General features: G+C 62.1%; 17 protein-coding genes. 9 read left to right on the forward strand and 8 right to left on the reverse strand.

What is annotated here, in order from left to right; all coding sequences use genetic code 11:
* The first annotated feature begins 65 nt into the window (after window positions 1-65).
* The 3 genes from ACYU7Q_RS09790 to ACYU7Q_RS09800 all read left to right on the forward strand — a co-directional run bounded on the left by ACYU7Q_RS09790 (window position 66) and on the right by ACYU7Q_RS09800 (window position 2,795).
* Window positions 66-1,406 (forward strand): glycoside hydrolase family 88/105 protein, encoded by a 1,341-nt coding sequence (locus tag ACYU7Q_RS09790; RefSeq protein ID WP_460609271.1) that lies wholly within the window; start codon window positions 66-68, stop codon window positions 1,404-1,406.
* A gap of 496 nt (window positions 1,407-1,902) precedes the next feature.
* Complete coding sequence (locus ACYU7Q_RS09795) at window positions 1,903-2,106, forward strand: hypothetical protein (RefSeq protein WP_460609272.1); 204 nt, start codon at window positions 1,903-1,905, stop codon at window positions 2,104-2,106.
* A 5-nt stretch (window positions 2,107-2,111) separates the two neighbouring features.
* A complete protein-coding gene (locus ACYU7Q_RS09800; protein ID WP_460609273.1) occupies window positions 2,112-2,795 on the forward strand; it encodes an SGNH/GDSL hydrolase family protein in 684 nt (227 codons plus the stop codon).
* Between the two features lie 10 nt (window positions 2,796-2,805).
* Here the strand turns inward: ACYU7Q_RS09800 and ACYU7Q_RS09805 are convergent, their stop codons facing one another.
* The 6 genes from ACYU7Q_RS09805 to ACYU7Q_RS09830 all read right to left on the reverse strand — a co-directional run bounded on the left by ACYU7Q_RS09805 (window position 2,806) and on the right by ACYU7Q_RS09830 (window position 11,123).
* Entirely contained in the window at window positions 2,806-3,777 is a 972-nt protein-coding gene (locus ACYU7Q_RS09805) for a PKD domain-containing protein (protein ID WP_460609274.1), read from the reverse strand.
* Window positions 3,778-4,015: 238 nt separating this feature from the next.
* A complete protein-coding gene (locus tag ACYU7Q_RS09810) occupies window positions 4,016-5,368 on the reverse strand; it encodes a TolB family protein (protein ID WP_460609275.1) in 1,353 nt (450 codons plus the stop codon).
* Between the two features lie 90 nt (window positions 5,369-5,458).
* Window positions 5,459-6,976, reverse strand: coding sequence for a glycoside hydrolase family 28 protein (locus ACYU7Q_RS09815; RefSeq protein WP_460609276.1), 1,518 nt, complete (start codon window positions 6,974-6,976; stop codon window positions 5,459-5,461).
* Window positions 6,977-7,149: 173 nt separating this feature from the next.
* On the reverse strand, window positions 7,150-7,716 hold the full coding sequence (locus tag ACYU7Q_RS09820; RefSeq protein WP_460609277.1) for a cupin domain-containing protein: 567 nt from the start codon (window positions 7,714-7,716) through the stop codon (window positions 7,150-7,152).
* A 75-nt stretch (window positions 7,717-7,791) separates the two neighbouring features.
* Window positions 7,792-8,619: a helix-turn-helix domain-containing protein gene (locus ACYU7Q_RS09825; protein WP_460609278.1), complete on the reverse strand. Its 828-nt coding sequence runs from the start codon at window positions 8,617-8,619 to the stop codon at window positions 7,792-7,794.
* A 137-nt stretch (window positions 8,620-8,756) separates the two neighbouring features.
* Window positions 8,757-11,123 (reverse strand): mechanosensitive ion channel family protein, encoded by a 2,367-nt coding sequence (locus tag ACYU7Q_RS09830; RefSeq protein WP_460609279.1) that lies wholly within the window; start codon window positions 11,121-11,123, stop codon window positions 8,757-8,759.
* A gap of 199 nt (window positions 11,124-11,322) precedes the next feature.
* On the opposite strand from ACYU7Q_RS09830, the gene ACYU7Q_RS09835 reads away from it, so the two are divergent.
* The 3 genes from ACYU7Q_RS09835 (at window position 11,323) to ACYU7Q_RS09845 (ending at window position 15,952) form a co-directional block, all read left to right on the forward strand.
* Window positions 11,323-13,191: a M1 family metallopeptidase gene (locus ACYU7Q_RS09835; protein WP_460609280.1), complete on the forward strand. Its 1,869-nt coding sequence runs from the start codon at window positions 11,323-11,325 to the stop codon at window positions 13,189-13,191.
* A 163-nt stretch (window positions 13,192-13,354) separates the two neighbouring features.
* Window positions 13,355-14,470, forward strand: a complete 1,116-nt coding sequence (locus tag ACYU7Q_RS09840; RefSeq protein WP_460609281.1) for an inorganic phosphate transporter — start codon at window positions 13,355-13,357, stop codon at window positions 14,468-14,470.
* Between the two features lie 99 nt (window positions 14,471-14,569).
* Window positions 14,570-15,952, forward strand: a complete 1,383-nt coding sequence (locus tag ACYU7Q_RS09845) for a hypothetical protein (protein WP_460609282.1) — start codon at window positions 14,570-14,572, stop codon at window positions 15,950-15,952.
* A 27-nt stretch (window positions 15,953-15,979) separates the two neighbouring features.
* On the opposite strand, the gene ACYU7Q_RS09850 is transcribed toward ACYU7Q_RS09845, so the two are convergent.
* Window positions 15,980-16,504, reverse strand: a complete 525-nt coding sequence (locus tag ACYU7Q_RS09850; RefSeq protein ID WP_460609283.1) for an acyl-CoA thioesterase — start codon at window positions 16,502-16,504, stop codon at window positions 15,980-15,982.
* A gap of 249 nt (window positions 16,505-16,753) precedes the next feature.
* On the opposite strand from ACYU7Q_RS09850, the gene ACYU7Q_RS09855 reads away from it, so the two are divergent.
* The 3 genes from ACYU7Q_RS09855 (at window position 16,754) to ACYU7Q_RS09865 (ending at window position 20,893) form a co-directional block, all read left to right on the forward strand.
* A complete protein-coding gene (locus ACYU7Q_RS09855; RefSeq protein WP_460609284.1) occupies window positions 16,754-18,760 on the forward strand; it encodes an FAD-dependent oxidoreductase in 2,007 nt (668 codons plus the stop codon).
* Between the two features lie 45 nt (window positions 18,761-18,805).
* On the forward strand, window positions 18,806-20,410 hold the full coding sequence (locus ACYU7Q_RS09860; protein ID WP_460609285.1) for an ArnT family glycosyltransferase: 1,605 nt from the start codon (window positions 18,806-18,808) through the stop codon (window positions 20,408-20,410).
* 72 nt (window positions 20,411-20,482) lie between these two features.
* Window positions 20,483-20,893: a hypothetical protein gene (locus ACYU7Q_RS09865; protein ID WP_460609286.1), complete on the forward strand. Its 411-nt coding sequence runs from the start codon at window positions 20,483-20,485 to the stop codon at window positions 20,891-20,893.
* A 43-nt stretch (window positions 20,894-20,936) separates the two neighbouring features.
* Here the strand turns inward: ACYU7Q_RS09865 and ACYU7Q_RS09870 are convergent, their stop codons facing one another.
* Window positions 20,937-21,626: a hypothetical protein gene (locus ACYU7Q_RS09870; protein ID WP_460609287.1), complete on the reverse strand. Its 690-nt coding sequence runs from the start codon at window positions 21,624-21,626 to the stop codon at window positions 20,937-20,939.
* Window positions 21,627-21,633 lie beyond the last annotated feature (7 nt).

The following is a 21,633-nucleotide window of genomic DNA, read 5'->3' on the forward strand; positions in this document are numbered from 1 at the left end:
CGCAGGAGAATCTGCCGCATTTCGGCTTCTACCTTGGCCCACCAACCCCGTCATTCCCGCCCACCATGCGCTTTCTCGCTAAAACCCTACTCCTACTGCTGGCTGCTGCTCCCCTCCGCGCTCAAACCACCAAAGCCAACGACACCACCACGCCCCTGCACCTATTAAAACCCGACTACCCCGTGCCCTACGGCCAGACCAAAGCCGAGGACGTGAAGCAGGTGCTCGACCGCGTGTACGCCTACCTCAACGCCGCCACGCCCGCCGAGCTGGTCGATAAAAAGACCAACGCGCCCATCACCGACCGCCGAAAATTCAACCCCGACGCCATCATCCGCCCCGGCGATTTCCGCCTCACCAGCTACGAGTGGGGCGTGACCTACGCCGGCATGCTGCGCGCTTCCGAAACCACCGGCGACCCCAAATACGCGGCCTACACCGCCAACCGTCTCACCTTTCTGGGCGAGTTGGTGCCCTACTTCCGCGACTACCAAACGGTGCACCCCGAGGCGGCCACGCCTGTGCGCTCAGTGCTACAGCCGCATGCGCTGGACGACGCCGGCGCCATCTGCGCGGCCATGATAAAGACCCAGCGCCTTGACCCAAAGGCTAACCTGCGGCCGATGATTGACAACTTCATCGGCTACATCATGACCAAGGAATTCCGCCTGCCCGATGGCACGCTGGCCCGCAACCGGCCCCAACCCAACACCCTCTGGCTCGACGACTTGTTTATGAGTGTGCCGGCCCTGGCCCAGATGGGCAAGCTTACCGGCGACGTCCGCTACTACGACGAGGCCGTAAAGCAAGTCATGCAGTTTGCCCCGCGCATGTTCGACCGGCAAAAGGGCCTCTACATGCACGGCTGGGTGCAGGGCATGGCCGAGCACCCCGAGTTCCACTGGGCGCGGGCCAACGGCTGGGCCATCCTCACCAAAGTGGAATTGCTCGACGTGCTGCCCGCCGACCACCCCGGCCGCGCCGCCGTGCTGGAGCTGCTGCGCGCCCACGCCCGCGGCCTGGCCGTCCAACAAAGCGGCACCGGTTTCTGGCATCAGCTGCTCGACCGCAACGACTCCTACCTCGAAACCTCGGCCACGGCCATCTACGCTTACGCCATTGCCCATGCCGTGAACCAGGGCTGGCTCGATGCCCAGGCCTACGGCCCCATGGCCCTGCTGGCCTGGAACGCCGTGAGCACGAAAGTGAACGCCCAGGGCCAGGTGGAAGGCACCTGCGTGGGCACCGGCATGGGCTTCGACCCGGCCTTCTATTACTACCGCCCTGTGAACGTGTACGCCGCCCACGGCTACGGCCCCGTGCTGCTGGCCGGCGCCGAAATCACCCAACTGCTCAAGCAGCACCCGTACGGTATTAACGACAGCTCGGTGCAGGTGGTGAAGTAGATGGGGAATCTATGGGCTTAGAAAAAGAAAAATCATGAATACTACAAATCATCAGTCGATAGTACCAGTCGATTTGAGAGTATAGCGATTATAGCGTTGAGCGCGTTTGGCGTCCTGCTGAGTCGTAATACTGCCCTGGTAGACAACTTCAAAGTAGCGGGCTTTATGTAATTCTTCGTCACTGTGGTCGCTTCTTGGGCTTTCTAGAGCATACCGTATTGTTTCACCTGGGCGAAGAAGTACTACTGTTCCTTCATCTAATGGTTTGCAAATCCTATCTATTACACGATTAGGCATCAATCGATGATGCTGAGCGTCGTACAGAAACAAGAAGATTGAGCAATAATCTGGGTTGGTGATGAAGTATGGCGTTGGGCTAGTATTTGTTAAGGATAATTCACTGCCCGAACTCACATTCACCTGCACGGCGCGAATTACTACGCCTATCGCTGCGGCTTCCGAGTCAGTCGCGTAGCGCAAATGAGGTGCGCAGCCAGTGACAAGAATAAAGGCAAACAGCCAGCACCAATATTTCATAGAAATTGAACGTCAATATATTAAAGTCACTTCGCGTCGTATTGCGAAAGAGCAGCCCAAAGAACTCTTACCGAAAGCGGAAAAACAATTGATTGCCCCGCTGGCGCGCTTCGCGGAAGTGCGCCAGCGGGGCAATCACTCGCTGAAACCTAACTATTACTAATTGCCATGAAAAAGCTTCTCCTGTTTCTGCTGCTCCTGCCGGCGTTGCTGCCCGCGCAAACTCCGGCGGCGTCGGACAAGCCCATCAACATTTTTACCCTGGGCGACAGCAACGGTACGTTTCCGCACAGTTGGCCCAAGCAGTTGGAGTTGGCTCTGCCCCGGGCGCAGGTCTTCAACATCAGCAAATCGGGCCGCACCATTGGGTTCGTAAACAACGGCGACAGCACCTTGAATTCGCTGCTGGTCATCGACGAAAATCTGCGCAAGGCCGCCGAGTTTACCAAGGACCGGCCGTTCGATTTTGTAGTGCTAGAGTTGGGCACCAACGACGCCAAAGCTGTTTTCGCCGACCGCCAAAAAGAAGTACCGGCAAACCTGGAAACCCTCATCACCAAAATCAAAACCTGCCCCTACCCCGCCATCAACCAGGCCCGCATCATCATTATTTCGCCCCCACCTTACGGTACGAAAGCCGAAGCCCTGCCCAAATACCAGGGCGGCGACGCGCGGGTGAGCAACATGAGCACCGCCTTTAAAAAGGTCGCGCAACGAACCCATTGCCTGTTTGTGAATGGCTACAAAACGCCGGGCCTAGACATCAACACCATGACGGCTGATGGCCTGCACTTGGATGCTACTGGCTCCCGGCTGCTGGTGGCGCCTGTGCTCGCTATGATGGCGCGCTGATACAATTGTCCTACTTCACGGCCACGTCCCACACCTTGGCCATGCGGGCTTTGCCGGCGGGGCCTTCCACGTCGAGCACCACGATGTACTTGCCGGCGTCTTTGTAGCGGTGCACGGGGCTTTGCTCGGTGGAGGTGCTGCCGTCGCCGAAGTCCCAGTGCCAGCGCTTGATGGAGCCGCGGCTTTCGTCGAGGAAGGTAACTTGGCGGTGGGCCATGTCCGTGACGCTGAAAGACCATTGCGCCGCCAGTTTCGGCAGGTACTGCTCGGCCAGCGGCAGGAGCGTGAAGATGGTGCCAAGGCTGGAATTGCCGTACATCTTGTGGTTTTTCGAGAGGTTCCAGAAGCCTTTTTTGCTTTCGTCGGCCACGTCGTCGTAGTCTATCACGGCCCAGGTGAGGCCGATTTTCTTGCCCTCCGTCAGCACCGATTCCACGGCGCGGGCCGGCCCCTCGGCCCCGGCGTAGTCGAAGGGCGAAATCCAGAACTCGGCCGTGAGCTTGCCGGGTTGGCCGGGCCGGAAGTCGTAGCTGTAGGCGATGTTCGAGTACGGCAGTTTTTTAATCCAGGGCTGCGCGCCCCAGGCCAAGGCCCAGTCTTTGCCCTCGGCGGGCATGAAAATGTGGTAGTTCTGCGCGTGCACGCCGTGGAAAGCGAAGTAGCGCTCCATTAGCGGCAACGCCTGATTGGGGTGCTGCTCGGCAATGAGCGGGCCGCCGGACAGGTCGCCGTCCACCACGATTTCGAAGGTGTCGTTGTGCAGGCCCGGCAGGCTGAAATCCCAGTAGTTGTCGTAGGCTTCGTAGAGGAAATAAAGGCGATTCAGGCCCGCTACCCAGGCCACGCGCACCTTCACGGCGAGGTTGGTGGAATCGGCTTTGGGGTAGTGGCCGGAGTCGTCGCGCAGTTGGTCGGTGCCCACGATGTACTCCTTCGGGAACGTGGCCCAGTCGTCGGCCTTGCCGTCGATGCGGGGAATCATGTTGGCCGGGAATTGGTAGACTTTGAAGCCCCGGTCCTCCTGGGCGCGGGCGGCAACGGAAAAAGCGCAGAGGAGTAGCGCGAGAAAGATTCTGCAGCAATAAGCGCGTTTTGTTGTGGCATTCATTCGTCGGGCAATTTGTAGCGTGGACGCTGCGAGTCCGCGCCCTCCAGCACATTTCGCAGTCGTTCGGGTTTCCGTCGGGAGGGGCGCGGACTCGCAGCGTCCACGCTACGGTTTAATACTTCCGCTTCAGCCACGCCGCCGGCACCGGGATGATGCAGATGTTCATGCTGTGCCCATCGCTCGAAAGCATGGCCGATTGAATTTCGATGCGCGTGCCATCCGGGCTCATGGTGGGGTGCGGGTGGTCGGCAGCAGTGGGCTTGTGGCCGGTGGAGAGGAGCAGCATTTCGTGGGTGTGCCGGTCTATCAAATAAATGTTGCGGGCGAAGTCGTCGCCCACGGCCCAGCGGCCATCCGGCGAGCCGCTGACGTGCCAGAGGCCGCTGCCGCTGGGTGTCTGGCCCACGATGGTCATTTCGCGGGTGCGGTGGTTGACAATGGCGAGGCCCGTGGGCTTCTCGCGGGTGCCGGAGGGGCCCCATGCCGCCTCCTGGCCGGGGTTGGCGCCGCTCACGGGCGTGCCGGGGGCCACGTCTTTGGCCACGGCCGGAATGGGGCGGTGGCCCATGATGGCGAAGGCGGTTTCGTCCTTCGTAATCACGGCTTCGTGCGTCACCCATTCGTACTCCGCTTCGGGGTAAAGCGGGCGCAGGCCGCTGCCGTCGGCCTGCACCGTCCAGGTGCGCTGGGGCGACTTGCCGCCCGTTTCCCAGCAAAATACGATTTCGCCCGGCACCCAGGGATTGGTCTGGATGTGCCCAATCTGAAACGGCACCGACACCACGTACTTGATGGCGCCGGTGTGCACGTTCATGGCCGCGATGCCGGCCGGCCCCGCGCCCATGTGGCGCGGGCCAAACTCGGTTTCCAGCCTGGTGCCGGGGGCCAGGTGCCGGGCGGCCTCTTCCTTGCCCACCCGGAAGTAGGCCCAATTTTCGTCGCCGTCGAGGGCCATGTCGCCGCCGGCTTGCAGCGCGGGCGGCGTGGTGCCACAAATGCGCTGGTAGGCGCTGGCGGGCTGCATGCGGCCGGCCTTGCTGTCGGCAAATACTTTGGCTAAATCCACTTCCACAATTTGCAGCGACGCCGGCTGGTCTTTGCCGGCTTCGTCCGCACCGTTGGGGTTGCGCATGAAATACAGCTTCATGGCGTGGCGGGCCACGTTGAGCATGCCAGTGTAGCCGCCCTCGCTCACCTGCACGATTTCGCCGGTTTTCTCATTCACCGCCAGCGCCTCGTTCTTTGCCCGATTGGAACGGAAGATGAGCCATTGCAGGTCGGACGTCCATTGGTTATGGGTTTGATAAATCTTGGAATCGCCGGCCGGCGTGCTGGTGAGAAAAGTGAGCGAAGTGCCCGTCACGGGGTCTTTTACCACCTTTTTCTCGGCAGGAAAGTGACGACCGATTTGAGCGTGGGCGGTGGCGGCGAGGAGTAGGCCAGCGAGAATTAGAGCGTGTTTCATGGGTGGGATTGGGAAAGAAATGTAACCGTCATGCTGAGCCAAGTCGAAGCATGACGTTCTCTCAGTGGCGGGCGGGGGCAAGTCCCGCCCCTACCGCGTGCTGATAGACTTTTTCAGTGCTTCACTGCCTTGTACCTCCAGTCCGCGCACGCCGCGCAGCACCAGCAGCGGCGCAGTCCCGGCCTTATCAGCCGACACGTTTCGCAGGCGGGCCCCGTCCACTTCCGTGAGCATGAGCGCGGGGCGGGTTTCGGCGCCCAGCAGGTGGATATTCACGTCGTTCAGCTCAATGTTTTTGGCGTGGCGGATGTAGAAGCCATAGGCCGGGCCCACGCCCAGCTTCTGGGGTTCGGGGTAGCCTTTCTCATCCTCCGGTAAGTCTTTTTGGATAGCAGCGGCCGCGTCCAGCGGCCGGTACCAGATGCTGATGTTGCTCAGCCGCACGTCCTCGATGGGATGGCCGGGCACGCCGCTGATGAGCGTGGCAAACCGCGCATCGGCATTATAAACCATGACGTTGCTGATGTTGATGCGGCGCAACTGCCCCGTGACGGTGCCGGCCGGAGCCCGCAGCCGGCTGCTGAGGCGCAGGAAAATAGGCGAGTTCGTGACATCACGCATCGTGATGTTGGTGATGGTCACGTCTTCGAGTAGGCCGCCGTCTACGGTTTCCAGGGCCAGGCCGCGGCAGTAGGTGAACACGCAGTTGCTGATGGCAATGTTCCGAAACCCGCCGTTCGATTCGGTGCCGAACTTGATGCGGCCGGTGGGCCCTTCGTGGTCGGGCACGAGGGCGGCTTCGTTGCGCCGGTAGGTACCGTCGAGCAGCGTGCCGCGGTCGAAGCCACTCACCTGGCAGTTGGTGATGGTCACGTTTTCGGTGGGGCGGGCATAGCCGAGGGCGAAGGAGCTTTTCAGGCAAATGCCGTCGTCCCAGGGCGAATTGACGGTGCAGTTGCTCACCCGCACGTTTTGGCAGCAGTCGATGTCGAGGCCGTCGCGGTTAGTATCGAGCCGAAGGTTGTCGATGGTCAGGTTGTCCACGCCCGTGGCCAGCAGGGCGAAATGCCCGCCTTGGCGCACCGTAAAATCCTTCAGCGTCACGTTGCGGCACAGCTTCAGGGCAATGGCCTTGTTGCCAACGGGGGCCTGGTGTGGTCCCTCCCGCGTGAGGCCCTGCCCGTAAATAGTGCCCGGCCCGAGGATGGAAATGTCCACCAGCTTCTCGCCCCAAATCAGGCTGTTGTGCCAGTGGCTGTGCCCAAAATCCTGGAATTTGTCGTTGTCGGCGGGCTCCGGCGCATCGTAGCCGGTGCTGCCCACGGGCGCGGCGGCCAGCAGCACGGCGCCCTGGTCGAGGTAGAGCGAAACGTGGCTTTGCAGCCGGATGGAGTAGCTGCGGTAGGTGCCCGCCGGGAAATACACCGTGCCGCCGCCTGCTTTCGCCGCTGCCGCCACGGCCCGGTTGATGGCGTCGCCGTCGAGCGTGGCGCTGTCGCCCTTCGCCCCGAAATCGCGGACGTTGAAGCCGTTATTGGGCGGAGCTGCCGTTGCGTTTTGCACGAAGTACAGAAACACCAGAAGCAGGAAAGCGGCGCGTAGTAGCATGGGCGCAAGCACCGGAAATCCGGGCAGCCAACACTCCTGTACTCTGCTGAGTGTGCAGCAATTGCCCAAAATGGTCCTGCTGAGCGGGCCACAGCAGCTCCACTGCGGAATGTTCGCACCAGAGTTGCTGTGGCCCGCTCAGCAGGACCGTTTTGTTACTGTTTCAAAGGCGTTCAGCCCACCGTCAGCCTGGGGCCCACAATACGGAGCTGATGCGCGAGGTGAATCTTCTGCGCATCGTCGAGATTGGCAGTGGGCGGCAGCGCGGCCAGCTGCTTAAACAGCATTTCGATGGTGCCACTGGGGTGCGTCATAAACGCCATTTTGCCGGTTTCGCTCAGCGTGACAAACGTGTGGGGAATATTGCGGGGCAAAAAGATTAAATCCCCGGCTTTCAGCGTAAATTTCTCGTCGCCCACCTGCACCAGAAACTCGCCTTCGGTGATGTAGAATTCCTCGTCCTGCTGGTAGTGGACGTGCAGCGGCGGGCCGTCGTGCCGGCGGTATTCGCCGTCGAAAACCGCGAGTTGGCCGTCCGTGTCTTTGCCGCCTACTTTGAGGTATAAGTCAAAGCCCATCAGGCGGTAATGCTCGCTGGAGCGGCCTTCGGACCCGCGCACGACGAAGGGTTTTTGCGTGGCCGCCGGGGCCGCGCTCAGGGAGTGGGTGGGAGCTAGTGCCATACTGATTGCCGCAGCAGAAAGGTGTTTGAGGGCCGAACGACGAGATGAGGTTTCCATGGCGTTACGAAGTGAGGTGATGGTGGCAAAACTAGTCCTCTCTTGTAGCGGCCCATTGGTCAAAAAACGACATTCTTAGCGCAGGTGCAGCAGGCGCTCGGGGGTGTGGGCCACGGCGTCCATCAGGCTCACGGGCGTGGCGCCCGCAAACTGCTTGAAGTCCTTCACCATGTGCTGGTAGTCGGCGTAGCCGCAGGCCAGCGCAATGGTCAGCCAGTCCCGCTGGGGCTGTTTTTCCTTCGCATCCAGGGCCTGGTTGAAGCGCTGAATGCGCATAAACAGCTTGGGACTGATGCCCATCCGCTCCCGGAACTTGCGCTCGAACTGCCGGTAGCTCAGGCAGGCCTGGCCAGCCAGGTAATCGAGGCCGCCGGCCGGGCGAGTGGCTTGCAGCATCTGGCTCACCTTGTCCATGGGCTCGGAGCGCAGCGAGTGCCGCCGGAACTTCTGGAGCAGGTACGCATCCACCACGGCCAGCATTTCGTCGTAGCGCGCCGTGTCCATCAGCTGCTGAATGACCTCGCTGATTTCCCGGCCAATTACCGCTTCGGCATCCACGGCGGCATCGGTAAACTCTCCCAGCGGGGCACCGCCCAGCAAGTGATACAGCCCCCCCGGCTGAAATATCACCTTCACCAAGCGAAACGTGCGCGGGTAGTGATGGTGCCACACCGTGATGGGCTGCCCCTGCACCACCGTGGGCGGAATCAGCAGCCGCTTGTTTTGTGCGCTGTTTACCTTGGTAAACATGCCGCCAGGATAGAAAATGAGGCTCTGCTCGGCCCGCACCGGCATCAGCCGGGTGGGAATCTCGGCCAGCCCCGTAAAGTCGAAATCAACCAGCATGTATTCCTTAACATACTGCCGCAAAGCGGGGTGCGGGAGCGTAATCTGGTATATCATGGCGCAGTACCTTCTTGCTTATCCGACAGATTTCAGCACCGAACCCAACCCAAGCATTAAGATAATGTCGAAACACTATATCGCAGCCTGACACAGAACAAATACGCTTCTTATTTGCTCCGCGTGATTCCCCGGCCCTAGCTCAGCGTCAATCCCTCGGCCGTGAAGCGCCGGTAGATGCCGGCCAGAATCTCGCTTTTGGTGAGCTGCTCCTGCCGGATGTTGGTAATCCAGAACAGTACTTTCAGCTCGTAAACCTGCCCGTTGATGCTGCTGAGCAGGATTTCGGGCGGCAAGTTGTGCATGGTGTAGGGGCTGGTTTTGACTTCCTCCTGAATGAGCTCGCGGGCCTTCTGCAGGTTGGTCTGCAAATCGTCGGTGCCGGAAGTCATTTTCAGCGACAGGTCGGTGCGGATATGGTCGTTGGTGCGCGTCCAGTTGATGACGTGGTTGGAGAGCAAATCGCCGTTGGGCACGATGATTTCGGAGCCGGTGACGGACGTGAGCTTGCTGGACCGGATGCCGATGTCCTGCACGCGGCCCGATTTTCCGGCTACTTCAATAAAATCGCCGACGTGAAACGGCCGCTCGAAAATCAGAATAATACCCGATACCAGGTTGTTGACAATGCTCTGCAAACCCAGGCCAATGCCCACGCTGAGCGCGCCGAACACAATGGCAATTTTGCTCAGGGGCAGGCCCGTGGCCGCCGTGGCCAGCGCAAAGCCCACCAGCACCAGCAGCAGCCGCAGCGCCACCAGCCACGAGCCGCGCCGCCGCGCGTCGGAATCATCGTCGCCCACTTCCCCAAAAAAGTAGCCGATGTAGCGCTGCAGCAGGGCCGAAACGTAGAGAATGAGGAAGAACAGCAGGATGTTGCCGAACGTGAATTCGGTGCTGCCGATGGTGTGCGGGGCCGTGAGGGCCTGGGCAAAGAAGCCGTAGATGGCGTTGTAGAGGTTGAGGTTGGAGGTGAACACCACCAGCCACAGCGCGCCGGCCAGCACCGTGAGCAGGCGCATGAGCTGGGGCTCGATTTTGTCGTAGTCGAAGGCTGCCGTGCCGCCCTCGCTGCCCCGGCTGCACAATATCTGGAGGTGGAAAGCCTCGGTGAATGACTCGATGAACACCGCCAGCCCGATGCCCTGCGTGAGCCCGAAAATGGCCGCCGTGCTGAACATCTTGGCCAAACTCAGCCGCCCTACCACGTTGCAGATGATGGCCAGGCCATTGAGCCCGATGAACAGCCAGGTGACGGGAATGAGAAAGCGCATCTGGGCCAGCGTGTCGCGCAGCCGCCACAGCAGCAGCGCGCCCACGCCCACCGCCAGCGCATTGAGCCCGAGCAGGCCCCAGCGGGCACCCAGCCCGGTGGTGGCGTTGGCATTGGTCACACTTAGCCACACGAAAAACGCCACCAGCCCCAGCCAGTACAGGAACAATCGGCGCGGCCAGCTCCGGGCAAATACCGCCGTGAGGGCCACCAGCAGCAACAGCTGCAGCACCGCCAGGTACACGGGCGGCGGGTGCAGCTCCAGCGCCGGCGCCAGGCTGAACATCACCACCAGTGTGGCTGCGACAGGGCCGGGCCGCAGGTAGTGAAAGGGCTCGGTGATGACCAATTCCTGCTTTTTGGCCCGCCGGTAATTGAACGACACCCAGCCGTAGAACACCAGCCCGATGAGAGCCATGTAGGCCCAGTTGTCCCAGTTGTTAGCGAAGTAGAAGTTGATGATTTTGCGGCGGTCGGCGGCGGCGTGGTCGGCGTCGACATCGAGGGCCGCTGCCTTGGCGGGGCGCGCCGCCCACAGGGGCGGAAACGCCGCCTTGATGGTGGTGCGGCCGAAGCGGCGCATCTGGTCGCTCACCTTGTCCTGTAGCTCCAAGGTCTGGATGTAGCTGGCGGCCACCTGCGTTTGAAGCTGCCGGGCGCTGGCAAACCGCTTGGCCAGCAGCCCGCCAATGCGCTGCTGCCGCACCTGCAGGGCCGAATCGGCGTGGGCCAAAGCCAGCGCCGCCGCATCGGTTGCAAGCGGCCGGATGGGCGGGTGGGCCAGCCCGGCCAGCCGCGCCTGCATACCTTCGAGCTGCTCGTGGGCCTCGCCCAGGGCCGTGCGCCACTCGGCCAGCTGTTCCTGAATGTTGCCGAGCATGAGCTGGCACATCTGCAGCTGCTTGATGTCGACCACCTTGTCGGTTTCCTCCACGCTGTGGCGTATGGCGTGCAGGTTTTCGTCGATGTCCGGCAATTTCTCGGTCACTTCCCGCGAGTCGAACACGTTGCGCACTTGGCCCGAAATGCTGCTCAGCATGGTGTAAGCCACTTCGAGGCGGTGGGCATCGTCGTGGGTCACGGTGTCTTTCACAACCGGCTGCGGGCGGGCGGGGGTGGGCTGAGCCGCCGCCCGCCCGGCCAGCAGCAGGATGAGGCAGCAAAGCCAGCGGGGTTGAAGAAAGCAGGCTGCCAGCTTGGCGAAAGCCAGCGGAGTATTCTGAACGGGCATGACGGGGTTTTAGGCAGGAAAAGTACGCGCAAACCCGACAGGTGCGCCCACTTCAGGACGCCTCGCCGCTGAATGGGGGAATTGTGTCGACCAGGGCAGGACCAGCGATGGTACGGGACCCGGCGCCGCGGCATCAAATTCCTACTTTTGCGCCGGGTCCCTTTGCAACGGCCCCAAGCCCTCCTGCGTCCCTTCCTCAATGAAAATAAAACGACTGCTCCCCTTGCTGCTGCTCGCCGGCCTGGCCGAGCCCGCCGCCGCCCAAACGACACCGCTTTACATGCCGCGCGATATCAAGCAGGCGTTCAACAAAGGCACCCGCAGCCCCGACGGCCGCCCCGGCCCTAAATACTGGCAAAACCGCGCCCGCTACGACATCACCGTGCAGGCCGCGCCGCCCGCCCGCGACATTCGTGGCCGCGAAACCATCACCTACACCAACAACAGCCCCGATACGCTGCGCCAGGTGGTGCTGCGCATCATCCAGAACATCCACAAGCCCGGGGCAAGCCGCGATGGCGACGCCTCGGCCGACTACCTCACCAGCGGCGTGGTGATTGACACGTTTCAGGTGGCCGGCCAGCTCAAGCCCCTGCCCACCAACCTGGGCACCGCGCCGGGCGTGCGCCTGCCCCGCCCCCTGGCCCCGCACGATTCGGTGAAATTTGCCGTGACCTGGCACTTCCCCATTTCGGTGGAAAGCGGCCGCGAAGGCATGATTGACCCCACCACCTACTTCCTGGCCTACTTCTACCCGCGCATTGCGGTGTACGACGACTACAACGGCTGGGACCGCCTGCCCTTTGTGGACAGCAAGGAGTTCTACAACGATTTCAACGACTACACCCTGCGCGTGAAAGCGCCGGCCAACTACATTGTGTGGGCCACCGGCACGCTGCAAAACCCCAAACAGGTGCTGCAACCAGCGGCCGCCAAGCGCCTCCAGCAGTCGATGACCAGCGATGCGGTGCTGCACATTGCCACCGCTGCCGATTTGGCCAAAAAGAGCATAACCGCCCAGCAGGCCATGAACACCTGGGTCTGGGCCGCAAAGGACATTTCCGACGTCACCTTCGGCCTGAGCGACCATTACGTGTGGGACGCCGCCAGCGTGATTGTGGATGCCAAGGCCAAGCGCCGCGCCAGCGTGCAGGCCGCCTACGCCGATTCGACGGTGGATTTCCGACAGTCGGTGAAGAACGGGCAGTATGCGCTGGGCTGGTTCTCGAACCCCAATAACTGGCCCGGTGTGGCCTACCCTTTCCCCAAAATGACGGCTTTCCAGGGCTTTGCCGACATGGAATACCCGATGATGGTGAACGACAGCCCGCAGAAGGACCCGCAGTTCGCGCAACTGGTGCAGGACCACGAAATCGCCCACACCTGGTTTCCGTTCTACATGGGCATCAACGAAAGCCGCTACGCTTTTATGGACGAGGGCTGGGCCACCACGTTTGAATTGCTCATCGGCCGCCAGGAAAACGGCGTGGCCAAAGCCGACGAATTCTATAAGAAATTCCGCGTAAACCGCTGGATTCACGACGCCGCCACGGCCGAGGATTTGCCCGTCATCACGCCCAGCAGCGAGCTGCGCGCCGGCTACGGCAACAACGCCTACGGCAAGCCCTCGCTCAGCTATCTGGCATTGAAGGACATGCTCGGCGATGCGCTGTTCAAGAAAAGCCTGCACGAATACATGGACCGCTGGCACGGCAAGCACCCCATTCCGTGGGACTACTTCAACTCGATGAGCAACGCCAGCGGCCAGGACCTCAACTGGTTTTTCAACAACTGGTTTTTCACCAATGGCTACATCGACCTGGCCGTGGGCCCGGTATCGGGTAGCAGCGTGACGGTGAATAATATCGGCGGCTTCGCCGCTCCCTTCGATATGCAGCTCGAATACACCGACGGCACCAAGGAAACCCTGCACCAGACCGCCGCCGTGTGGCGCACCAACCAGCAACAAACCGTGATTACCACGCCCAAAGCCGTGAAATCGGTGAAGCTCGACGGCGGCATCTTCATGGATGCCAACGAGAAGGACAACATCAGCGCCCAGCGCTAATATCACGGCCCACTGCCGCGCAAGCCCAGAAAAAACTTAACAATTTATTAACATTTTGGTAATACTGGAGAACCAATAGCCCAAAGCCCGCCGTAAGTTGTGCTTCAAGGCCCCACGTTGTTGGTCAACGTGAGGCTTTTTGCAAACCCTTAATGCTGGCTCTATGCTGCTAATTCTCCTCTTTTTGGCCGTGCTGTTGCTCACGTATTCCAACGGGGCCAACGACAACTTTAAGGGAGTGGCCACGCTCTGGGGCAGCGGCACACTGGCCTACCGCCCGGCCCTGATTCTGGCCACGGTGGCCACGTTTGCGGGTTCCATCTGTTCCTATTTCTTTGCCGAAGAGCTGATTAAAAACTTCTCCGGCAAGGGCCTGGTGCCCGATGACATCATTCAATCCGTCGATTTTATTCTGGCCGTAGCGCTGGCCGCCGGCGTCACGGTGCTGCTGGCCACCCGGCTGGGCTTTCCCATTTCGACCACGCACGGGCTGGTGGGTGCGCTGGTGGGAGCCGGCCTGGTAGCGGTGGGCACGGCCGTGAACTTTGCCAAGCTCGGCACCACCTTCTTCCTGCCGCTCATTCTCGGGCCGATTCTGGCCGTGGGCGTGGGCAGTCTGGTGTACGTGCTATTCCGTAAGGGCCGAAAAGCCGCGGGCATCACCGAAGAATCCTGCGTGTGCGTGGGCGACGTCTGGGTGCCGGTGACGGCCGCGCCCACCAGCGCCTTCACCGCGCTGCCCACCATTCAGGCCAATGCAGGCACCACGGCCGAATGCCAGAACCTGTACCAGGGCACCTTCATCGGCCTCAATTTTCAGCCGCTCATCAACAACCTGCACTACCTGAGCGCCGCTTCCATGAGCTTCGCGCGCGGCCTCAACGACACGCCCAAGCTGCTGGGCCTGCTGCTGGTGTGCAAGTTCTTCGCCATGCCCGTCAACGTGGTGATTCTGGCCGTGGCCATGGCCATCGGCGGCTGGCTCAATGCCAAAAAGGTGGCCGACACCATGAGCAAGAAGATTTCCAGGCTCAACCACGGCCAGGGTTTCACGGCCAATATGGTGACCAGCCTGCTCGTCATTTTCGCCAGCAAGCTGGGCCTGCCGGTATCCACCACCCATGTTTCGGTGGGCAGCATCTACGGCATCGGGCTGGTGAACGGCACGGCCAACTCCAAGGAAATCGCCAAAATCGGCTTGTCGTGGCTGCTCACGCTGCCGGTGGCGGCCGTGCTGAGCGCGGGCTTCTACTTCGCCATTCATTCGCTGAGCCACTAGGTTAGGCTCCAGCAAACCGGTGACAAGAACAGTTCCGCTGAGCAACCCAGACTTCTTGCACGGCCGGCCCACTGACTTTGCGCCCCTAAAAACTGCTTAATGTTTTCGTTTTCTAATTTTAAAATTCGCCTCTCAATCATCAAAACGGCTGGCTTGCTGGCGGGCCTGCTGCTGGGGGCCGAAGCCTCATTTGCCCAAATCGGTCCCGACCCATCGGCCCCGCCCGCCTCGCTAAAAGACGGCCTGAAAACCTACCTCACCAAGGACAGCACCACCTACCTGAAGCTGAATTTCCTGGCCCAGACCTGGCTGCGCTTCAACGAAAGCAACCCCGGCACCACCGTCAACGGCGAGCTGACGCCCTCGACCGGCGACGTGGGCCTGCGCCGCGTGCGCTTCGTAATGAGCGGGCAGATTACGCCGCGCGTGTTCGTGTTTGTGCAGTTTGGGCAGAACAGCTTTTCGTACCTGTCGCCGCGCAAAACGGGCGCGTTTTTTCACGACGTCACGGCCGAATACGCGGTATTTAAGAAACGCCTCAGCCTCGGGGCCGGCCTCAACGGCTGGAATGGGCCTTCGCGCTTTTCCAACGCGGCCGTTTTTTCGACACTGGGCATGGATTTGCCGCTGTTTCAGGAGCCCACCAACGATGTAAACGACCAGCAGGTGCGCAAGCTGGGCGTGTATGCCAAGGGCAAACTGGGCCAGCTGGACTACCGACTGGCCATCGGCAAGCCCTTCGTAACGCAAACCGCGTCGTCGGTGCCCGACCCTATTTCGCACCATTCCACGTACTCGATGCGCTACCCACGCTCCGAATACCACGGCTACGTGATGTACCAGTTCTGGGACCAGGAGGGCAACGCCGCCCCCGGCAACGTGGGCTCCTACCTGGGCAAAAAGCGCGTTTTGAGCCTGGGAACGGGTTTTTTATATCAGAGCAAAGGCGTGTGGCACACCGGCGCGGCCGGCGATACCATCAACACCGACATCAAGCTCTGGGCCGTCGACCTATTCTACGACGCGCCCGTGAACAGTGAACGCGGCACGGCCATCACGGCCTACGGCGGCTATTATCACTACGATTTCGGCCCCGGCTACCTCAAAAACTCCGGCCCGATGAACCCGGCCAATGGCGTGCGGGCCGGCGTAGGCTCCTTCAACGGACCCGGCAACAACTACGCCATGCTGGGTACGGGCAATATTCTGTACGCGCAGGCCGGCTACCTTTTCAAGCAAAACCTATTGGGCCCGGTGGGCACCCTGCAGCCTTACGCCGCCTACGAATACGCCCGCTTCGAGCGCCTCGCCGACCCCATGGGCCTGTTGAACGTGGGCGTGAACTGGCTGGTGCATGGCAACACCAGCAAGCTCTCGGCCAACTACCAGCGCCGCCCCATTTTCACCGCCCAGCCTTCCGGTGCCATCACCGTGACGGACCACCGCGGCGAATACGTGCTGCAGTACCAGGTGGGGTTTTAGCGCGTTGGGTGGGCTAAAAGGCTGCCCCTACTCGTCGCTTCCGGCGTTGCGCCGCTGCTTTTTCAATTGCTGGCGCACTTCTTTCACGCGCTCATCGAAGCCGTCGGGGTCGTAGCTCACGTCTTCCACGTCGAGGTCGTCGAGCAGGTCCATCATGGCGTTGGCGTGGTCGGTGCGGGTTCCGGCGGGCATGGTCACGTAGGCCATTTCCGACCACAGCAGGGCCAGCAGGCGGGTGCCGTCCTCGTTGCGCATCTGCATTTCGAGCACCAGGTTGGAGTTATCGAAGTGGATGAGCTGGCTCAGGATGCGCACCTGCGTGCTTTGTTTGGCCGGCTTGAGGTAGCTGATGTGGTGCTTGGTGATGACCCAGGCGGCGTTTTGTTCGCGGGCCAGCTGGCCCATGTTCAACGAATAATGCGCGGTGGTGTGGTCTTCGCGGGCATTAAGGAAATAGTCGAGGTAGCGGGCGTTGTTGAGGTGACCCAGCATGTCGCAGTCCTGAAAGTAGATGCGATGCGTGGTTTCCGGCGTTTGGATGAGCTTGGGCATGGGGAGCGGTGGCGGTTGGGGAAGGCAAATGTCGGCAGTTTGCACGTCATGCAGAGCGCAGCGAAGCATCTTGCCCGCCAACACTACTTCTTTTGATTGGAGTGCGTTGGGCGGTAAAGATGCTTCGCTGCGCTCTGCATGACGGTCTTTTTTCCTCACCTAAGCATGCTTCCCGTTCCAACAAACTACTCGGCACGCCTAACACTTTGCGGAAATTTCCTTACCTTTTACCACCCAAATTCCCGCCGCATGTTCTCGCTTACGCCCGCCCGCTCCGCTGTCCTCTTAGCCCTGGCCGACACTTTCATCCCCGCCCTGCCCGATGGCAGCCCCGCCGGCTCCACCGGCCTCAACCTGGAGAAGCTGGAAGCGGCTATCCGCGAACAGCCGGAGGGCGCGCAGACCGAGTTCAGCCAACTGCTGGAACTGCTGGAGAAGCCGCTGTTGGGCCTCACCTGGTTCGGCCCGCTAAAGCCTTTCCGAAAGCTGGATGCCGCCCAGCGCGAGCAGCTGCTACAAAGCTGGGCCAGCAGCAACGTGCCGCAGCTGCGCAAGGGCTTCAACGCGCTGCGCAAACTGTGCACACTGCTGTATTACGGCGGCAGCATGAGCGAAGTACCGGCCGCATGGGGCCACCTCGGCTACCCCGGCCCCGACGAGCGGCCGGTGGACTCGCCCAAGCCCATCCACACCCTACACCCCACCGAAGACACTGTTTACGAGTGCGATGTGCTGGTAATCGGCAGTGGCGCGGGCGGCGGCGTGGTGGCCGGCGAGCTGGCCGAAGCCGGCCACAATGTGCTGGTCATCGAAAAAGGCCCCTACTGTCACGGCTGCGACTTTACCCAGCGCGAAGTAGACATGTTGGGCAAGCTCTACGACGCCAAAGGCACCCTCTGCACCCAGGATGGCAGCATTGGCATCCTCGCCGGTTCCTGCCTGGGCGGCGGCACCACCGTGAACTGGGCCGGCGCCTTCCGCACTCCTGATTACGTGCTGCAGGAATGGGCCCGCGAGCACAACGCGCCCCATTTCACCACCCTCGAATTCAAGGTAAGCCTCAACGCCGTGGCCCGCACCATAGCCGTGAACACCAACTACACCCGCCACAACGGCCAGAACCAAGCCCTGTGGGACGGCTCGACCCGGCTGGGCCAGGAAGTAAAGCTGATTCCGCGCAACGAAAAGGGCCTGACGGATTCGGACAGCCACTTTCGCAGCCTCGGCTACACCACGCTCGGCGACGCCCATGGCATCAAGCAGGGCACGCTGAACACGTATTTGCTCACGGCTTTTGAGCACGGCGCCCGCATTCTGGCCGATACCAAAGTCGACCGCGTGACCATCAGCCAGGGGCGCGCCACCGGCGCAGCAGCCGTGCACACCACCGCCGATGGCCGCCAGGTGCAAATCACGGTGCGGGCCAAGCGTGTGGTGGTGGCCGGCGGCGCCATTCAGACGCCCGCGCTGCTGCTGCGCTCCGGCCTGAAGCACCCGCACCTGGGCCGCCACCTGCACCTGCACCCCACGGTGGTGGTGGGCGCGCGCTACCCCCACGCCATGAATTCCTGGCACGGCCCCAGCATGAGCGTGGTTAACGATACCTACACCATGCTGCACGGCACCAACTTCGGCGCGAAGCTGGAGACGCCGCCCACCCACCCCGGCCTGCTGAGCATGGTGCTGCCCTGGCTCTCGGGCCGGCAGCACCACGAGCTGCTGCGCGATGCCGACCATCTCGGTTCGTTCATCGTCCTCACCCGCGACCGCGACGGCGGCCGCGTCACCATCGACAAAAACGGCGCGCCGCTGATTGACTATACCCTCTCAGATTTCGACCGCGCCAACATGCTGGAAGGCGTGCGCGCCGCCGCTCAAATCCACATCGCGGCCGGGGCCGAAAAAGTGTATCTGCCCCACGGCACGCTGCCCACGCTGCACGCCAAAAACGGCGTGCTCCAGAACCCCGAAGTGCTCGACAAGCTGCCGCACCTGAGCTGGAAGCCCAACCAGTTCGGCCTCTACAGCGCCCACCAGATGAGCACCTGCCGCATGGGCGGCGACGCGGCCACCCACCCGCTCAAGCTCAACGGCGAAACCGTGGAGGTCGAAAACCTCTTCGTGGCCGATGCCTCGGCCTTCCCCGCGTGCAGCGGCGTGAATCCCATGCTCACCATCATGGCGTTGGCCCATTTCACGGCCCAAGGCCTGAAAGCCAGCCGGACCGTGGAGAAGCAGGCAGCCGCCGTGGCCTGATGCGCCCTGCCGGGGGCTACCTTTGGGGTCGATTTCAGGCACTTCATGGGGAAGATTGACGATACAAAACGGCGGGTTGCGGTAGGCCTGTTTTTCGGGATTCTACTGCTGCTCGGCCCGCTGCTGGTGCGCGACTACGGCATGGGCTGGGACGAGCGCGCCGACCGCATGGTGGGCTACATGAGCCTGCGCTACGTGGCCCAGCTGCTGGCCCCGCAGGTGCTGGCCGCCGGCCACTTCGCCGGCATCCACGAGCTGGCCACCCACGGCGATGCCGACCATGGCCCGGTCTTCCAGATGTTGCTGGCGGGGCTCGAAATCGCTTTTTTTCGCCACGACCCGCGCGGAGCCGGCTGGATGCGGCACCTGCTCACCTTCGGCGTATTCGTGGCCGGCGTGTGGGCCGTGTACCGGCTGGGGCGGGCGCGGTTTGCCAGCTGGCGCTGGGGGCTGGTGGGCGCGGCGCTGCTGGTGCTCTCGCCGCGCATCTTCGCCGAGGCGTTTTACAACTACAAGGACATCGTGTTCCTGAGCCTGTTTGCGCTGGCCGTGCTCACGCTCACGCGCCTGCTGCACCGGCCTACGGTGCGCGGCGCGCTGCTGCACGCACTGGTCTGCGCCCTGGCCACCGATGTCCGCACCATGGGCATTCTGCTGCCGGGCCTCACCGTGGCCTTCGGGGCGCTGGAGATGTGGGCGCGACCGGCGCGGCGGGTGGCGCTCACGCGGGCGCTGGGGTGGTACCTGGGGGCGCTGGCTCCGCTGGTGGTGCTGTTCTGGCCGTTTTTGTGGGAAGCGCCGGTGGCCCGGTTCTGGGCGTGTTTCGGCAGTTTCCGGCGCTACCGGCAGACGATGAAGGTGTTTTACTTGGGCGAGCTGATATCCTGCCAGCGGCTGCCGTGGCACTACCTATCGGTATGGCTGCTGGTGACCACGCCGGTGGCCTACACGGCGCTGGCCGTGGGCGGGGCCTGGGCAGTGCTGCGCGGGCTGCTGGCCCGGCCCACGGCCTGGCTGCGCCACACCACCAACCGCCAGGACCTGCTCTTCGGGGCTTGGCTACTGGGGCCAATGGTGGTAATAGTAGCCATCCAGTCAGTCGTTTACGATGGCTGGCGGCACGTGTATTTCATCTACCCGGCTTTCGTGCTGCTGGCGTTGCGCGGGCTACGGACGGGGGTGTGGGCCTGGCAAGCTGCTCCTCCGGCATCGGCGGGCCAGCGCGTGGGGTGGCTGGCAGGTGGGCTGCTGGCTTTGGGGGTGACGCATACGGCTTTCCGGCAGGTGCACGACCATCCGTACCAGTACGGCTACTTCAGCTTCCTGCCCGGGCCGGTAGCGCAGCGCCTGTTCGAGCGCGACTACTGGGGCGTATCGGGCCGCGACGGGCTGGCCTGGGTGCTGGCCCACGACCCCAGCGCCACGGTAGCCATCAGCGACACGCTGCCCCAGAAAATCACCCTGCACAACAACGCCCTGCTGCTGCCCGCTGCGCAGCGCGCTCGGCTGCGCTTCGTGCCCCACGCGCAGGCCCGGTATTTCCTGGGCATTTACCGCTGGCACCCTGCGCCGTATGAGCCGCCGTTTGGCACACCGGTGCACGACATTCGGGTGGATGGCATGACGATTCTGACGGTGTTCCGGCGCTGAGTTTTTTGCGGCTGAATGGACCTTGCGGCCCTTTCTTCCGTACTGGTTGGAATATTGCTATTCCCGCTTCTTATGCGTCCAGTTCGTTTTGCCGTGGTGCTGTCATTGAGCCTGACCGCCGCCAGCTGCTCCGTTTTCCATCGCCGCGAGAAGGCCGCGCCCGTGGTCGAAACCGTGCGTACCGCCGACTCGCCCACGCCACCGGCCGCCGCCCGCGACCTCGCCGATGTGATGGCCACCGACCTCCAGCTCACCCCCGAGCAAACCGGCCGGGTGCGCAGCATCCTCAGCAATACCGTGACCCAGGCCAACGCCGCCAAAGAGAAATTCCCGCCCAAGTCGCCCCAATTGCTGGCCGAGCAAAAGCGCATCAACGCCGCCTCCCAACGCGAGTTGCAGCAAACCCTCGGTCCCGTCAAGTTCAAGCAGTTCATCGCCAACCAGCGCAAAATGGCTGCCGAGATGCAGCAGCGGCAGAAGTAGCCGCTACACAGTTGCCCTGCTGGCGGCAAAGCTCGCCCTTCCATCATCGCCGTCGCTGATACTTTTCCACCGTTTCCCACAGCCCGGCGTAGCGCCCCACGCGGCGGGTTTGTGCGCCCGGCGTGGGTGTGAGCTGAAAGGAAGTCAGCGCACCGTTTTGCCGATGATAACGCACGGCAGCTGGTTCCAGAGCCAGCAGGCGCAAAGTGTCTCTGCTAAAAGTTTGCCAGCTGACCCGCCAGCCGTCAATTTCCAGGCGTTCTACCCTCCATTTGTCTTCGGAGTCGGTGGGGATATTCAAGTAGTAGCGGCCCTGAAAACGGCGCAGCTTGCCTGCCTGCGGGCCGGCAAGCGTGAAAATGGTATCGGTCCGGAGCCAGCTGTCACGCACCGAATCACGGCCGACCAGGTGCAGAGAGTGCAAGCGCCCATCCTGCTCATAAGTAGAATCTGCCCGGAGTTGGTGATTCGTCAATTTAAGTTGCTGCCGACTGAGCAGTTGGGTTTCCAGCTCCTGTCGCCAAACTGCCGCGCGGCCAATGCACAGCGACTTAGTCGAATCCCGGGCTGTATATACGGCACGGTGCCGGGCCGGAAAAACCGCCATATCGGCTACCTGGGACGGAAACGGTTGGGCAAAGCGCACCTCCAGCCCCTCGTCGCAAGCGGTCAAAAGAAGGCCGGCGCCAACCAACCAGCCAACATGCAACAATCGGGAAGTTGTCATGCTCATTCATCCC

Source organism: Hymenobacter terrigena (assembly GCF_054776515.1).

Bases quoted from the DNA above. Each gene is read 5' to 3' on its own strand.
- ACYU7Q_RS09790 (WP_460609271.1), top strand. From the start codon at position 66: ATGCGCTTTCTCGCTAAAACCCTACTCCTACTGCTGGCTGCTGCTCCC.
- ACYU7Q_RS09800 (WP_460609273.1), top strand. From the start codon at position 2,112: ATGAAAAAGCTTCTCCTGTTTCTGCTGCTCCTGCCGGCGTTGCTGCCC.
- ACYU7Q_RS09805 (WP_460609274.1), bottom strand. From the start codon at position 3,777: ATGATTCCCCGCATCGACGGCAAGGCCGACGACTGGGCCACGTTCCCG.
- ACYU7Q_RS09810 (WP_460609275.1), bottom strand. From the start codon at position 5,368: ATGAAACACGCTCTAATTCTCGCTGGCCTACTCCTCGCCGCCACCGCC.
- ACYU7Q_RS09815 (WP_460609276.1), bottom strand. From the start codon at position 6,976: ATGCTACTACGCGCCGCTTTCCTGCTTCTGGTGTTTCTGTACTTCGTG.
- ACYU7Q_RS09820 (WP_460609277.1), bottom strand. From the start codon at position 7,716: ATGGAAACCTCATCTCGTCGTTCGGCCCTCAAACACCTTTCTGCTGCG.
- ACYU7Q_RS09825 (WP_460609278.1), bottom strand. From the start codon at position 8,619: ATGATATACCAGATTACGCTCCCGCACCCCGCTTTGCGGCAGTATGTT.
- ACYU7Q_RS09830 (WP_460609279.1), bottom strand. From the start codon at position 11,123: ATGCCCGTTCAGAATACTCCGCTGGCTTTCGCCAAGCTGGCAGCCTGC.
- ACYU7Q_RS09835 (WP_460609280.1), top strand. From the start codon at position 11,323: ATGAAAATAAAACGACTGCTCCCCTTGCTGCTGCTCGCCGGCCTGGCC.
- ACYU7Q_RS09840 (WP_460609281.1), top strand. From the start codon at position 13,355: ATGCTGCTAATTCTCCTCTTTTTGGCCGTGCTGTTGCTCACGTATTCC.
- ACYU7Q_RS09845 (WP_460609282.1), top strand. From the start codon at position 14,570: ATGTTTTCGTTTTCTAATTTTAAAATTCGCCTCTCAATCATCAAAACG.
- ACYU7Q_RS09850 (WP_460609283.1), bottom strand. From the start codon at position 16,504: ATGCCCAAGCTCATCCAAACGCCGGAAACCACGCATCGCATCTACTTT.
- ACYU7Q_RS09855 (WP_460609284.1), top strand. From the start codon at position 16,754: ATGTTCTCGCTTACGCCCGCCCGCTCCGCTGTCCTCTTAGCCCTGGCC.
- ACYU7Q_RS09860 (WP_460609285.1), top strand. From the start codon at position 18,806: ATGGGGAAGATTGACGATACAAAACGGCGGGTTGCGGTAGGCCTGTTT.
- ACYU7Q_RS09865 (WP_460609286.1), top strand. From the start codon at position 20,483: ATGCGTCCAGTTCGTTTTGCCGTGGTGCTGTCATTGAGCCTGACCGCC.
- ACYU7Q_RS09870 (WP_460609287.1), bottom strand. From the start codon at position 21,626: ATGAGCATGACAACTTCCCGATTGTTGCATGTTGGCTGGTTGGTTGGC.